At 63.5% G+C, this 13,444-nt stretch carries 14 protein-coding genes; 12 read left to right on the forward strand and 2 right to left on the reverse strand.

Features of this window, described 5'->3' with window-relative positions; genetic code table 11:
• Positions 1–53 precede the first annotated feature (53 nt).
• The 5 genes from IVA74_RS11345 (at position 54) to IVA74_RS11365 (ending at position 2,789) form a co-directional block, all read left to right on the forward strand.
• Positions 54–419, forward strand: a complete 366-nt coding sequence (locus IVA74_RS11345; RefSeq protein WP_247342992.1) for a nuclear transport factor 2 family protein — start codon at positions 54–56, stop codon at positions 417–419.
• A gap of 96 nt (positions 420–515) precedes the next feature.
• The gene (locus IVA74_RS11350) at positions 516–923 is read left to right on the forward strand and encodes a YciI family protein (RefSeq protein WP_247342994.1); all 408 of its coding nucleotides are present in this window, start codon (positions 516–518) and stop codon (positions 921–923) included.
• A 59-nt stretch (positions 924–982) separates the two neighbouring features.
• The gene (locus IVA74_RS11355; RefSeq protein ID WP_247342997.1) at positions 983–1,348 is read left to right on the forward strand and encodes a hypothetical protein; all 366 of its coding nucleotides are present in this window, start codon (positions 983–985) and stop codon (positions 1,346–1,348) included.
• An 88-nt stretch (positions 1,349–1,436) separates the two neighbouring features.
• Positions 1,437–2,177 carry a TetR/AcrR family transcriptional regulator gene (locus IVA74_RS11360; RefSeq protein WP_247343000.1) on the forward strand — a complete coding sequence of 247 codons (741 nt, stop codon included), beginning with the start codon at positions 1,437–1,439 and terminating at the stop codon, positions 2,175–2,177.
• A 120-nt stretch (positions 2,178–2,297) separates the two neighbouring features.
• The gene (locus tag IVA74_RS11365; RefSeq protein ID WP_247343004.1) at positions 2,298–2,789 is read left to right on the forward strand and encodes a DUF2852 domain-containing protein; all 492 of its coding nucleotides are present in this window, start codon (positions 2,298–2,300) and stop codon (positions 2,787–2,789) included.
• Positions 2,790–2,989: 200 nt separating this feature from the next.
• Here IVA74_RS11365 and IVA74_RS11370 read toward each other — a convergent pair whose 3' ends face one another.
• Positions 2,990–4,153 carry an acyl-CoA desaturase gene (locus IVA74_RS11370; protein WP_247343006.1) on the reverse strand — a complete coding sequence of 388 codons (1,164 nt, stop codon included), beginning with the start codon at positions 4,151–4,153 and terminating at the stop codon, positions 2,990–2,992.
• A 315-nt stretch (positions 4,154–4,468) separates the two neighbouring features.
• On the opposite strand from IVA74_RS11370, the gene IVA74_RS11375 reads away from it, so the two are divergent.
• Positions 4,469–5,236 carry a serine acetyltransferase gene (locus tag IVA74_RS11375; RefSeq protein ID WP_247343010.1) on the forward strand — a complete coding sequence of 256 codons (768 nt, stop codon included), beginning with the start codon at positions 4,469–4,471 and terminating at the stop codon, positions 5,234–5,236.
• Positions 5,237–5,271: 35 nt separating this feature from the next.
• Here the strand turns inward: IVA74_RS11375 and IVA74_RS11380 are convergent, their stop codons facing one another.
• A complete protein-coding gene (locus IVA74_RS11380; protein WP_247343012.1) occupies positions 5,272–5,790 on the reverse strand; it encodes a DUF2231 domain-containing protein in 519 nt (172 codons plus the stop codon).
• Positions 5,791–6,263: 473 nt separating this feature from the next.
• On the opposite strand from IVA74_RS11380, the gene tolQ reads away from it, so the two are divergent.
• The 6 genes from tolQ (at position 6,264) to IVA74_RS11410 (ending at position 13,334) form a co-directional block, all read left to right on the forward strand.
• A complete protein-coding gene (gene tolQ, locus IVA74_RS11385; RefSeq protein ID WP_247343015.1) occupies positions 6,264–6,980 on the forward strand; it encodes a protein TolQ in 717 nt (238 codons plus the stop codon).
• Positions 6,981–7,023: 43 nt separating this feature from the next.
• Positions 7,024–7,473 (forward strand): protein TolR, encoded by a 450-nt coding sequence (tolR, locus tag IVA74_RS11390; protein WP_247343018.1) that lies wholly within the window; start codon positions 7,024–7,026, stop codon positions 7,471–7,473.
• A gap of 3 nt (positions 7,474–7,476) precedes the next feature.
• Positions 7,477–8,436, forward strand: a complete 960-nt coding sequence (locus IVA74_RS11395; protein WP_247343022.1) for a protein TolA — start codon at positions 7,477–7,479, stop codon at positions 8,434–8,436.
• A gap of 23 nt (positions 8,437–8,459) precedes the next feature.
• Complete coding sequence (gene tolB / locus IVA74_RS11400) at positions 8,460–9,824, forward strand: Tol-Pal system beta propeller repeat protein TolB (RefSeq protein ID WP_247343025.1); 1,365 nt, start codon at positions 8,460–8,462, stop codon at positions 9,822–9,824.
• A gap of 254 nt (positions 9,825–10,078) precedes the next feature.
• Positions 10,079–12,409 carry an EAL domain-containing protein gene (locus tag IVA74_RS11405; RefSeq protein ID WP_247343029.1) on the forward strand — a complete coding sequence of 777 codons (2,331 nt, stop codon included), beginning with the start codon at positions 10,079–10,081 and terminating at the stop codon, positions 12,407–12,409.
• A 160-nt stretch (positions 12,410–12,569) separates the two neighbouring features.
• Positions 12,570–13,334 (forward strand): hypothetical protein, encoded by a 765-nt coding sequence (locus tag IVA74_RS11410; RefSeq protein WP_247343032.1) that lies wholly within the window; start codon positions 12,570–12,572, stop codon positions 13,332–13,334.
• Positions 13,335–13,444 lie beyond the last annotated feature (110 nt).

The following is a 13,444-nucleotide window of genomic DNA, read 5'->3' on the forward strand; positions in this document are numbered from 1 at the left end:
GCGCGCGGTTCGTCTTCCATCGGAGCTTCAAATGATTTGAAGGAGGAGCGACCATGCCCGGCCATCACGAGCACCTGATTCGAAGCCTGTTCGCCGCCTATCTCGCCAACGACCGGCAACAAGTCAGCGCCGTGCTAGCCGACGAGTTCCGCTTCACCAGCCCGTTCGACGACGACCTCGACAAGGCTGCCTATTTCGATCGCTGCTGGAAGGACACCGGCTGGATCGCGCGGCACGACATCGAGCGGATTTTCGTCCGGGGCGACGAGGCCTTCGTCACCTATCTCTGCCTGGCGACAGATGGCAGGAGCTTTCGGAACACGGAGTTCTTCACCTTCGCCGGTGGCAAGGTCCGCCGCATCGAAGTCTATTTCGGCGCCGCCCGGCAGGATGGTCGTTTCCTGCCGCAGCCGCGCTAGCGGCCAGCGCAATTACCTCCGGAATAATTTTCGTCACCCTGTCGGTTCGATAAAAGCTCGTTCGTCTTGGAAGTGAGCGCAAAGCAAGGAACCTCCATGCGATTCATGATGCTGATGATCCCGCTCGGCTACGAGACTGCTCCGCCCGATGTCCAACTCGATCCCGAACGCGTTACCGCGATGATGCGCTACAACGAGGCGCTAAAGGACGCCGGCGTACTGATCACGCTCGACGGCCTGCATCCGCCGTCGATGGGCGCGCGCGTCTCCTTTGCGACCGGTGAGCCTGTTGTGACCGACGGGCCTTTCACCGAGGCCAAGGAAGTTCTGGGCGGCTACTGGATGATCGAAGTCGCCTCGCGTGCCGAGGCGATCGCCTGGGCCAAGAAGTGCCCGGCCTCGGCCGACGAAATCATCGAGATCCGGCAGGTGCAGGAGATGAGCGACTTTCCGCCCGACGTGCAGGAGGCCGCCGCCGGTTTCAGCGATCTGAAGAAGCGATAGGGGCCTCGCCCGCGGGCAATGCACTGAACTTTCTAACCCATCAACCTGAGGAGATACCCATGAGCACCGAACATAAATTCCTCGCCGTCTATCTCGGCAGCAAGACCAGCCCAAAAATGACGGCCTGGCAAGCGCTACCCGAGGCCGAACGGAAGGCGAAGGAGCAGGAGGGCATGGCCGCCTGGCACGGCTGGGTCGAGAAGCACAAGGCCGTCATCGTCGAGATGGGTGGCCCGCTCGGCAAGACCCGGAAGATCGATGCCAACGGAATCACCGAGGTGAGCAATGCGCTGACCGGCTTCACGGTGGTGCGCGCCGCCTCGCAAGAGGACGCGGCAAAACTGTTCGAGAACCACCCGCACTTTGCGATCTTCCCGGGCGAGGCCATCGAGGTCATGCCGGTGCTGCCGATCCCCGGCCGCTAGGTCACGGACGACCGTGAGAGTACGGGGTTAATCACGACCGGCTTCCTGCTAGTGACCTTCACGCCGGGCTCATGTAAAGCTCGTTCACATGAGCTGGCGCAAGGAGACGCGCCGCGCCGAGCGCGGCTATCACCACGGCAATCTGAAGGAAGCCCTGTTACAGGCCGCCCTCGGGTTGATCGCCGAGAAGGGCGCGGCCGGCTTCACTTTCGCCGATGCAGCACGCATGGCCGGCGTCAGCGCGGCGGCGCCCTACCGGCATTTCCGCGACCGCGAGGAACTACTGTCCTCGATCGCGCAGCGCGGCTTCGAGCAGTTCGAGGCGCGCCTGACCGCGGCCTGGGACGACGGACGGCCCGATACGGTCACGGCGTTCGAGCGCGTCGGCAGGGCCTATCTCGCCTTCGCCCGCGAGGAGCCCGCGTTCTACAACGCGATGTTCGAATCCGGCGTGCCGGTGGATGTCAATCCGGCGCTGCAGGCCGCCAGCGAGCGCGCTTTCAACGTCATTCGTGCCGCGGCCGAGCGGCTTGCCGCGCTCGCACCGCCTGGCACGCCCCGTCCGCCGGCGATGATGATGGCGCTGCACATCTGGTCGATGGCGCACGGCGTGGCCTCGCTGTTCTCCCGCGGCGACGCTGCGCGGCGCAAACTGCCGATGTCGCCGGATGAGCTGCTCGAAGCCGAGGTGTTGATCTATCTGCGCGGTCTCGGCTTCCCGACCGACCGCCGATCCCCGGCGAAAAGCGCCGAGCCGCCGCCGGTGCCGCCGGAGGCATCCTCCGGTTCCGGAGTGCCGCCCGGCGGTCCCTGGGGCAAGCCGAAATAAAGTTGCGCAAATAATTTGGCCGCCCTGTCTGGCGGTCGGCTTGACAAAATCGCGGGATGATTTAGCTATGTAAATGTTATTTACATTCACAACGGCGCTGATGCCGTGACGGAGATGGAAATGGCCTACACAGCTGATGTCAATCGATGGCGCGGCCCGTCGGACCAACAGCAACAATACGAGCGTCCTCGCATGCTTGAGACGCCCTGGCATCCCGGCTGGATCGCCGTGACGATCCTCGGCTTCATCATCTGGTGGCCGATCGGACTTGCCCTTCTCTTTTTCACACTCGGGAGCAGAAGAATGTCGTGCTGGAGCAATCAGGACCGCTGGCAGAACAAGATGGAGCGGATGCAGTACAAGATGGACCGCATGCGCGGCCGCATGGAGCGCCGCGGTTTCGGCTTCGGCTTCGGCCCGCCCTCGAGCGGCAACCGCGCCTTCGACGAGTACCGCACCGAGACACTGCAGCGGCTCGAGGAGGAGCAGGTCGAGTTCAAGAACTTCCTCGACCGTCTGCGTCACGCCAAGGACAAGGAAGAGTTCGACCAGTTCATGTCCCAGCACAAGACGCGCCCGACCCCGCCGCCGACCGACCAGCAGCAAGGCTGATCTCGGGCAAGGTTGATCTCGGGCAGGGTTGATCTTGGACTGACGCCTCTCAAAGCCTTCAGGCGCATGCCCCCAAAGTCCTGATGGCCCCGAGCCGCCCGCTTGCGCAACCCGCAGGCGGGCGGTTTGGTTTTTGGGAATGCGCGGCTGGCAGCCGCGACGTGGAGAGCCTTGGTCTGAAGAGCCTTGGTCCGGAGGGTTCAGCGCGCCGTGGCGAGTTGCGCGCGCAGCGACTCCAGGAAGTGTTCGTAGGCGGAGTCCACGATCTCGTTGAGTGATCGCGTTCGCGCGAACATCGCCCTCGCCTCGGCGAGAAACTCGTCGCGGGTCGGAATCTTCGGCAAATGCAGATGCGTCAGCGCATCGACGCCTTCATGGGCGCGATTCAGGATGTCGTGCAGCGTTGGCAGCTGCAACTGGGCAAAATCGGGCCGGCGTAGCGCCGACGAGATCGCGTGCGCCAGAGTCTGCGCATCGAACCGTCCGGCAAGCTCGCGGGCCGCCCGATGGATGACCCGCGCGCCGAGCGGCTGCTCGTTGCGCAGCACCTGTTCGGGCGGCGTCTTCATGTTCCAGACGACGCCGAACCAGGACAGCACCTTCAGGATGTAATAGGTCACGTCGATTTCCCACCAGCGAAAACCTTGTCGCACGCTGCTCTGGTAGGCGTGGTGATTGTTGTGCCAGCCCTCACCGAGGGTGAACAGCGCCAGCAGCCAGTTGTTGCGGGAATCATCGCCGGTCACGTACCGCTTGCGTCCATGCACATGGGCGAGGGAGTTGATGCAGAACGTCGCGTGATAGACCAGCACGGTGCTCCACAGGAAGCCGACGACGAGGCCGGACCATCCGCCAACCAGGAAGCAGAGCCCCGCCAGCGTAACGGCCGGCAGGAGTTCCAGCCGATGCAGCCACATCAGCTCCGGATAGGCGGCGAAATCGCCGACCTTCACGAGGTCGGTCCCGTCGTGCTCCCGGTAAAAAATCCAGCCGAGATGACTGTAGAGGAAGCCCCGGTGACGCGGCGAATGCACGTCGTCTTCGGTGTCGGAATGGAGATGATGGTGTCGATGCTTGGCCGCCCACCACAAAACGCTTTTCTGCGCGGTGCTTTGGGCGAGCCAGGCCAGGACGAACTGAAACACCCGGCCGGTCGCAAAAGCCCGATGGGAGAAATAGCGGTGATAGCCTGCTCCGATGGCAAACATGCGCACGACATACAGTGACGCGCAGATCGCGAGGGCCTGCCAGGTGACGCCTGACCAGATGGCCGCAAAGCAGCCGAGATGGACCAGCAGGAACGGCAGGGCGGACGGATACATGATGTCGTCGTGATGGTCGTCGGCGGGGGCGTTGGGCGACATGTATTAGCGTGACCTTGGATAACGGGATTTCGGGATTCGCTTCGGCAGCACTGAAAGCCGCCGCGTACCACAAACCCGGGGATGGCGGACCACCGCGGGGTCTTGAACGAGATGCTCGGGCAACCCTGCCCAAGGCGGCAGTACGCGGCAAGGCCCACCTGAGGCCAAGACTTCGGCCGCGAACTCAACCGACTATATGAGTGCGGTTGTCTGGCATGCAAGCTCGTAGCCGCACGGGGGAGCGTGGTGCGCGGGCTGCGGATGGCCTATATCCGGCAGCAAGCAAGACGCGTCAAAACACCGCAGGCGGTAACGATGGCGGAAGCGGCGATCATGACGAGCGAGAACCTTTGGCAGGAGATCCGCGGCGAGGCGCAGCGCGCAGCAGCCGCGGACCCCGTGTTCGGCAGGGCTCTTGTCGGCCTCATCCTCGCACATGACGATTTTACCGCCGCCTTGGCCGACCTGATCGGGCGCCGGCTTGGCGGTCGCGCTATCGAACGTGAGCGCTTCGCGACATTTTCCCGCGACGCCTTTCGCAGGCACCCGGATCTGATCGAGGCGGCTGGCCGCGACTTGCAGGCCATCGTGCGCAGCGATCCCGCCATCGCCGGCTTGCTGCCGCCGCTGCTGCATTTCAAGGGCTACGTCGCGCTGCAAGCCTGGCGCGTCTCGAACTGGCTCTGGCATCATGACCATCGAGACGCGGCGCTGCTGTTTCAGAACGAGGCCTCGAACGTCCTGCAGGTCAGCATTCATCCGACAGCGAGCGTCGGACCGTCGGTGTATCTCGACCACGCCACCGGCATCGTGATCGGTGCCAACGTGGTGATCGGCGACGGGACCACCATCCTTCAGAACGTCAGCATCGGCCGCAACGGTGAACTGCCGACGCGCTCGCCGCGCATTGGTCGCGGCGTGTTCATCGGCTCCGGCGCGACAATTCTCGGCGACGTCAGGATCGGCGATTTTGCAAAGATCGGTGCCGGCACGGTCGTGACATCGGACGTGCCCGGCGGCTGCACCGCAATCGGCAATCCCGCGCGGTTGACCAATTGTCCCGAACCAGCGTCGGCGGCCTGACTCGCCCTCACGTCATCAGGCGACGTGCCCGTCGTTCAGGCCGCACGGCGGTGGCTCTCGCCGCCATGATGCGGGGTGACCGGCTCCGAACTGATCTGGCCCGGCGCGTCCAGCACCGCGACATGATGCCGGTAGACCATTTCCCAGCCCTTCCATCCCGTGAACAGGAGGATGCCGACCACGATCAGAGAGAGCGCCACGCCCCACGGCTTGATCGCGGCCTCCGCGCCTTGCGCGTAGCGGAGGCAGAAATTGATCACGGCCAGCACGACCGCCGCGGGATTGCCGGCCATGTGATACCAGGCATCGTTGAGGCGGCGGATACGAGGCTCGCTGAGGAAGTCGATAAAGCCCGCCACGGCGGCAACGAGCGCCATGACGATGCCGGCGCCGAGTAGCCAGATCGCGGCCCTGGCCCAGAAGCCGTCACCGGTTCCGATGAAGGCGAGATCGGCGATAGGCGCGCCGACCAGGAAGGCGACGGGGAACGGGATGATCATAGGGTGGAGCGGATGATCGCCGATGGCGGCGGTCGTCTTTGGGTTGATGCTCATGGCAAAACCTCGCGAGAAGTGATGCTCGGGACAATTTTGCGGGCGAGGGCTGGTTCCTCCGACGCAGAGCAGGCTCCGCTCTTCACGGGCATCTCGACGCCGTATGGGCGTTGCGGTGCGTAGCGACACGGAACTTTCCCGGCGCCGCCCAACCTTCTGCGCTACCTCCCTTTCCCGCAGCCAAATTCGCCTGCGGTAACCTCGCATTAACCAACGCCGGGCTCTGGTAATTGCGGACAATCGCGCCCGAGGCCCGGCGTCAGGACCTTGGTCAGGACCTTGGGCCAAGGCCCATAGTTTTGACATCTTGGCAGGGAATGCAGGCGGCCGGCTTTGGACGAGCCCTGCACCCCAGAAAGATATGGCTTTGAGCGGGCTTGCCGGCCGCGCCGATCTAGCGCGGCTATTGGGGAACCGGCGGCCATTTGCTGGCCGGGACATTAGGTAATGATCGCCTTGAGAGGATACTGCTTATGAATCCGGCCGACGTGGCTCAGTCAGCCCTTCCGGTTGCCGCTTCCGCGGACGTGTCGCTGATCGCGCTGTTCTGGCAGGCTCACTGGATCGTGAAAGGGGTCATGCTGGGACTTCTGTCCTGCTCGGTCTGGGTCTGGGCAATCGCCATCGACAAGATCTTCCTGTTTGCCCGCACGCGCCGCTCGATGGACCGTTTCGAGCAGGCCTTCTGGTCCGGCGAGTCGATCGAGGACCTCTATCGCACGCTCTCGGCCAAGCCGACCCATTCCATGGCGGCCTGCTTCGTCGCGGCGATGCGCGAGTGGAAGCGTTCGTTCGAGAGCCAGGCGCGCTCGGTCGCGGGGCTTCAGATGCGCATCGACAAGGTCATGAACGTCTCGATCTCGCGCGAGATCGAGCGGCTGGAGCGCCGGTTGCTGGTGCTCGCGACCGTCGGCTCGGCCGGCCCCTTCGTCGGCCTGTTCGGCACGGTCTGGGGCATCATGTCGAGCTTCCAGTCGATCGCGGCGTCGAAAAATACCTCCCTGGCGGTGGTGGCTCCCGGTATCGCGGAGGCGCTGTTTGCGACCGCCGTCGGCCTTATCGCCGCCATTCCTGCCACTATTTTCTACAATAAGTTCACTTCCGAGGTGAACCGGCAGGCCCAGCGGCTCGAGGGCTTCGCCGACGAGTTTTCAGCCATCCTGTCGCGCCAGATCGACGAGCGGGGCTGACGGACGGCATGTATAGTGTGAAGGGCAATTTGGGCACCAGATCATGGGCATGAACGCAGCCAGTTCGTCCGGAGGCGGCGGCCGTCGCAGCCGGCGCAAGCCGGTCATGGCCGAGATCAACGTCACGCCGATGGTCGACGTGATGCTGGTGCTGCTCATCATCTTCATGGTATCGGCGCCGCTGCTGACCGTTGGCGTGCCGCTCGACCTGCCGCAGACCCAGGCCAAGAGCCTCGAGACCAGCGACCAGAAGCCGATCCAGATGTCGGTCGACATCAACGGCAAGGTATTCATCAACGACGCCGAGATCGCGATCAACGAACTGGTGCCGAAGCTGAAGGCGATCACGGACGCGCGCGGCGGGCTCGAGGAGCGCATCTATCTGCGCGCCGACAAGAAGGCTGATTACGGCACGGTGGCCAGGGTCATGGGCCAGTTGTCCGGTGCAGGCTTCAAGAAGCTGGCCCTCGTCACGGAAGCGGATCAGGGGTAAGCCGTGAAGGTGAAGGTCGACAAGACACTCGTTGCGTCGATTGCCCTCCATGTCCTCGTGCTTGGATGGGGGCTGGTCACCTTTAGCAGCAGGGCCTTCGTCGTGCCGGAAGAGTCGCTGCCGATCGACATCATCTCCACCGACCAGCTCGCGCAGATGACCAACGGGCAGAAGACCGGCGACAAAAAAGAGCCGAAGCCCAAGGTCGAGAAGATCGCCGAGGCCAAGCCAGATGAAGACGCCGTCGGCAAGGTCACCGAGAAAAAAGAGCTGATCAAGACCAACTCGACGCCCGAGCCGCCGCCGAAACCCGTCGAGAAGCCGGTCGAGAAGAAGCCCGAGCCGCCCAAGCCCGTGGCCGAGGCCAAGCCCAAAGAGGAACCGAAGCCGCAGGAAAAGAAACCTGATCCGGCCAAGGAAGATCCGATCGCCGAACTCCAGAAAAAGCTCGAGACCAAGAAGCCGCCGCCCAAGCCTCCCGAGCCCAAGGTCGCGGCGGTACAGCCGCAACAGCAGCCGAAGCCCAAGGAGCGCAGCTTCGATCCCGCGCAGATCCAGCGCGATCTCGACAAGCGCGCTGCGACCCGGCACGAGCTCGCCGGCGCGGCGCTGAATGCGTCGGCCTCGCTGGGTTCGACGACTGGAACTGCCGCCAACAACGTCGCGACCTGGCGAGGTGCGTTCCAGGGCGCAGTCAAGCGCTGCTTCACGCCGACCTATAACGGGCAGGACGCCGACCAGTACGAAGCCGACATCGACATCTCCATGAAAATCGATGGATCGCTGGCGTCTGAGCCGGTCATCGTTGGGGTGAGGGGACCGTCCCGGTCGATTGCTCAGGCAATTGCCGAAAGCGCCAAGCGCGCCATCGTGCAGTGTCAGGTCTATTCGTTCATGCCGAAGCCGCAGTACGAGAGCTGGAAGCTCATTCCGATGACTTTCGGTCTGAAAGATATGTTGTGACATCCGAACAAAAGAATTTTCCGATGAATGACGCTCGCTCGATCACCCGCCGCCGCTTCATGACCGTCACCGGCTCGGCGGTGGCGATGCTCGGAGGCGGACACGCTTTCGCCCAGGGCCAACCGCGCATCCGCATCGATCCGACCGAATTCCAGCCGGTCCCGATCGCGATCACCAATTTCCTGCCAGGCTCGCCGGCCGACGCCGACGTCGGCAACGGCGTCACGCAGGTCATCACCAACAATCTGAAGCGCTCGGGCCTGTTCGCCCCGATCGACCAGGCCGCCTTCATCGAGCGCATCAACAATATCGACGTCGCGCCGCAATTCCAGAACTGGAAGACCATCAACGCACAGGCGGTGGTCACCGGCCGCATGACGCGGCAGCCGGACGGAAGGCTCAAGGCCGAATTCCGTCTCTGGGACGTGGTCTCCGGCCAGCAGCTCGCGGGCCAGCAATATTTCACCTCGCCGGAATATTGGCGCCGCATCGCCCACATCATCTCCGACCAGATCTACGAGCGGATGACCGGCGAGAAAGGCTATTTCGACAGCCGCGTGGTGTTCGTCGACGAGTCCGGGCCGAAGGAGCGCCGCGTCAAGCGGCTCGCGATGATGGACCAGGACGGTGCCAATGTGCGCTATCTGACCCGCGGCTCCGACCTCGTCCTAACGCCGCGCTTCTCGCCGAACTCGCAAGAGATCACCTATATGGAGTTCGGGCAGGGCGACCCGAAGGTCTATCTCTTCAACATCGAGACCGGGCAGCGCGAGACCGTCGGCAACTTCCCCGGCATGACTTTTGCGCCCAGGTTCTCGCCGGACGGCCAGCGCGTCATCATGAGCTTGCAGCAGGGCGGCAATTCCAACCTGTTCGTGATGGATCTGCGCTCGCGCTCGACCACGCGCCTCACCGACACGCCGGCGATCGACACGTCTCCTTCTTACTCGCCGGATGGCACCCGCATCTGCTTCGAGTCCGATCGCGGCGGCAGGTCGCAGATCTATGTCATGGCGGCGGGCGGCGGAGCGGCGCAACGCATCTCCTTCTCCAAGGACGACACCAACGCCACCTATTCGACGCCGGTGTGGTCGCCGCGCGGCGACTACATCGCCTTCACCAGGCAAGGCGGCGGGCAGTTCTCGATCGGCGTCATGAAGCCGGACGGCTCCGGCGAGCGGCTGCTCACCTCCGGCTATCACAACGAAGGCCCGACCTTCTCGCCGAACGGCCGCGTGTTGATGTTCTTCCGCGATCCCGGCGGCAGCGGCGGGCCGTCGCTGTTCTCCGTCGACATCTCGGGCCGCAACGAGCTGAAGGTGCCGACGCCGGGTTTCGCCTCCGACCCGGCATGGTCGCCGCTATTGTCCTCGACATCGGGCGGCTAAAGATCGTGCGGCTAACATCGCGTGTTGAGGCGCGCGATGTTTCAGAAAAAACGCGCCGATTTTTTTCGTGTTCGGTGGGGAAGGCAAGGTTTCCTTCACCTTGTGCTCGGCAACGCTTGCCTAGTTGCTTGATATTTCAGCGAAAACAGGTTCGCTATTGCCGAAAAACAACTCAACTTTAAGGATGTTCGCTCAGAAAGGCTTCACCTGGGTTGGGTAAAACTGCGCGTCAAACAGGACCCGCGTACAACCCGATGCAGTTCCCAAGCCAGAGCGGAGAGTCGGAACAGCGGCCGCCGAAAACGTCGGCGGCGCAAATCGATTCGCTGTTCGAAGCGCCCGGTCCGCTGCTGGCCGGTCTCATTTTCGTGTCGATCGGCGCTGCCCTCACCGCGCTGAGGACGGGCGAGCCGCTGATCTGGGCGTGCGTGGCGCTTCTTATCCTGGCCGGCACCGCGCGGGCGATCGACCTGCGCCTCTATCAGGCACGTAAGGCGGTCATGACCGTCAAGGCGGCCGAACGCTGGCAGAAGCGTTATCAGATCGGAGCAAAGATCCAGGCGGCTGCGATCGGCATCTGGTGCGCCACCGCGCTGTTGGCCACGGACGACGCCGTGGCTCACATGATAGCCTTGTCGGTCACCACCGGAATCGCGGCGGGCGGCGCCGGCAGGGCGTATGGCCGGCCAGCGATCTTCCACCTCCAGGCCGTGCTGATTTTCGGCCCGGCCGTGCTCGCGTTGGCGCTGCGTGGGACGCCCTACTACATCGCGATGGCGGTGGTCAGCGGGGCGTTCCTGATGGCTATCATGCAGCTCTCGGTGAACCTGCACCGAATCTTCATGGGGGCGGTCGTGGCCCGGGAGCGCGAGGCCGCGCTCGCGGGCCAGTTCGATACGGCACTCAACAACATGCCGCACGGGCTTTGCATGTTCCGCGTCGACGGACAGCTGGCGGTCATGAACCACCGCTTCGGCGCGATGATGAACCTGCCTGCGGATATCGCGCAGAGCGGCACCACCGCGCGCGACATTGTCGCGGCGTGCGTCCGCGCCGGATCCATCTCGACCGCGAGCGGCGAATGGATCGTCGCGGACATCGAAAGTTCGCAGGCAAAAGAGATCATCACCGCCGATCCCGACGCGCAGCGAAACCGCTCGCTGTCCTGGACCGTCCAGCCGATGGCGGACGGTGGCGCGGTGGTGCTGCTCGAGGACATCACCGAGCGACGCAGCGCCGAGGCGAAGATCGCGCATCTGGCGCGCTACGACGATCTCACGGCGCTACCCAACCGCGTACATTTCCGGGACGAGATCGAACACCTGCTGGCGACCTCGCATCATGCGGAGCGCCTTTCGGCGCTGCTGTTCGTCGATCTCGACCAGTTCAAGCAGGTCAACGACACGCTCGGCCATCCCTGTGGCGACCAGCTCCTGTGCGCGGTCGCCAACCGCATGCGCGAGATGCTGCGTCCCGAGGATTTCGTCGCCCGCTTCGGCGGTGACGAATTCGTCGTGTTCCAGCAGAACATCTCTTCGCCCGAGGACGCCGCTGCGCTTGCGCGCCGCATCGTCGAGCGGCTGAGCGAGCGTTACCGCATCGACAGTCATCTGGTCGAGATCGGCGCCAGCGTCGGCATCGCGCTGACCTCGCCGGATGGTGTCAGCGCCGATACGCTGCTCAAGAACGCCGACATGGCGCTGTACCGCGCCAAGGCCGACGGTCGCGGCACCTTCTGCTTCTTCCGCGACGAAATGGCGGCGACCGTCGACGCGCGCCGCATCCTCGAGCTCGATCTGCGTAAGGCGCTCGCCAACGAGGAGTTCGAGCTGTTCTACCAGCCGCTGGTCAATCTGAAGTCCGGCAAGATCAGCACCTGCGAGGCGCTGCTGCGCTGGAATCATCCGGTGCGCGGCACGGTCTCGCCGATCGACATCATCCCGGTCGCCGAGGATATGGGGCTGATCGTCGATCTCGGCCGCTGGATCCTGCGCCGCGCCTGCATGGAATGCATGAAGTGGCCGGACGGCGTCAGCGTCGCCGTCAACTTCTCGCCGCAGCAATTCCACCAGCGCGACGTCTTGAGCGAAATCCGCTACGCGCTGGAGGTCTCAGGGCTCCCGGCCCACCGGCTCGAGATCGAGATCACGGAATCATCGCTGCTGCGGAACACCCAGCTCACGCACGACATTCTGTCGCAATTGCATGCGCTCGGTGTGCGCATCTCGCTCGACGATTTCGGCACCGGCTATTCGAGCCTCAGCTATCTGCACAATTTCCCGATGCAGAAGGTGAAGATCGATCGCTCCTTCCTCGAAGGCATCGACACCGACCGGCCGCTGACGCTGCTGCGCGGCGTGGCCCGGCTGTCCGCCGATCTCGGCATGGCGGTCGTGGTCGAGGGCATCGAGACCAATGATCAGCTCGAGCTGATCAGCGCCGACGGCACCGTGACCGAAGGGCAGGGCTACCTGTTCAGCCGGCCGGTTCCGGCCATCCGAATTCGCCAGTTGCTCAATGCTTCGCACGGCCGTCGCGGGACGGAGGATCAGATCGTCATGGTGTCGTCGCGATCCATCGCTTGATCCTTCTTCGCCTTCTCTTTCAGCAAGCTAAGCTCGGTTTTTGCCCGTATTTTCTCGGGCCCAATGGTTAACCCTAACGATTCTAAGGCTTTGCAATTCCGTTAATGAACCATTAATCTCGCCCCACTCGCAGAAGTTGCTTGGAGTTTAGGGGTACTAGATGAAGTCCGGAGCCGAGCCGCACACGGTGCTCCTTCCGCGCGGAGCCGCGCTGTTTGACCGAATCGATTACCGCCTCATTGAAACTCCAGAGGATAGAGACAACCTCTACTTGATGCGGTACCGGGCTTATCTGCAAGCCGGACTGATCGTGCCGTCAGAGTCGATGCGCGTGACCGATCGCTTCGATGATGCGCCCAACACCTGGAATTTCGGGATCTATGTCGATGGAGATCTGTGCAGCTCCGTCCGTATTCACGTCCTGACGTCGGACTGGCGAATGTCCTATACGACCGAAGTGTTTGGCGATGTCCTGCATCCGCGCCTCGATCGTGGCGAGGTCCTTGTCGATCCATGTCGGTTTGTTGCTGATCCCGAAAAGCATCAGCGTTTTCCGGAGCTGCCCTATCTGACGGTGCGGCTCGCTTTTCTGGCTTGCGACCATTTCAATGCCGACACCGGGCTTGCCATGATCCGGACTGACCATCAGGCATTTTATCGCCGCGTATTTCTGCACGAGACCATTTCACCGGAACCGCGTGGATTTCCGGGCTGGCCCACCAAGAAGGCGGTGTTGATGGCATCCGACTTCCGGAACCAGCGCGACAAGGTTCTGACCCGCTTTCCGATCATGCGCTCCAGCGCCTTTGAGCGGCGCATGTTGTTCGAACGCAGCAGCCCGCGCCAGGCTGCCCCGCGGCCGGTGTTGCTGGCCACTCCGCGGAATCTGGATGCGGTGGCCTCGACGGTCGGGACGCCCCGTTAGCGGCGTTTGTCCTCTCGATCCCTCGCTTGTCCGCCTGGCAGGTCAAAAATTCCGGCAAAAGGCCGCCGTTTGCTTCTCGGCACGGCTTGCCTTCACCCTCGCGCCACATT

Source organism: Bradyrhizobium sp. 132, from assembly GCF_023074185.1.
GTDB lineage: Bacteria > Pseudomonadota > Alphaproteobacteria > Rhizobiales > Xanthobacteraceae > Bradyrhizobium.

Coding starts and splice junctions, on each gene's coding strand:
- IVA74_RS11345 (WP_247342992.1), top strand. CDS start 54: ATGCCCGGCCATCACGAGCACCTGATTCGAAGCCTGTTCGCCGCCTAT.
- IVA74_RS11350 (WP_247342994.1), top strand. CDS start 516: ATGCGATTCATGATGCTGATGATCCCGCTCGGCTACGAGACTGCTCCG.
- IVA74_RS11355 (WP_247342997.1), top strand. CDS start 983: ATGAGCACCGAACATAAATTCCTCGCCGTCTATCTCGGCAGCAAGACC.
- IVA74_RS11360 (WP_247343000.1), top strand. CDS start 1,437: ATGAGCTGGCGCAAGGAGACGCGCCGCGCCGAGCGCGGCTATCACCAC.
- IVA74_RS11365 (WP_247343004.1), top strand. CDS start 2,298: ATGGCCTACACAGCTGATGTCAATCGATGGCGCGGCCCGTCGGACCAA.
- IVA74_RS11370 (WP_247343006.1), bottom strand. CDS start 4,153: ATGTCGCCCAACGCCCCCGCCGACGACCATCACGACGACATCATGTAT.
- IVA74_RS11375 (WP_247343010.1), top strand. CDS start 4,469: ATGGCGGAAGCGGCGATCATGACGAGCGAGAACCTTTGGCAGGAGATC.
- IVA74_RS11380 (WP_247343012.1), bottom strand. CDS start 5,790: ATGAGCATCAACCCAAAGACGACCGCCGCCATCGGCGATCATCCGCTC.
- tolQ (WP_247343015.1), top strand. CDS start 6,264: ATGAATCCGGCCGACGTGGCTCAGTCAGCCCTTCCGGTTGCCGCTTCC.
- tolR (WP_247343018.1), top strand. CDS start 7,024: ATGGGCATGAACGCAGCCAGTTCGTCCGGAGGCGGCGGCCGTCGCAGC.
- tolB (WP_247343025.1), top strand. CDS start 8,460: ATGAATGACGCTCGCTCGATCACCCGCCGCCGCTTCATGACCGTCACC.
- IVA74_RS11405 (WP_247343029.1), top strand. CDS start 10,079: ATGCAGTTCCCAAGCCAGAGCGGAGAGTCGGAACAGCGGCCGCCGAAA.
- IVA74_RS11410 (WP_247343032.1), top strand. CDS start 12,570: ATGAAGTCCGGAGCCGAGCCGCACACGGTGCTCCTTCCGCGCGGAGCC.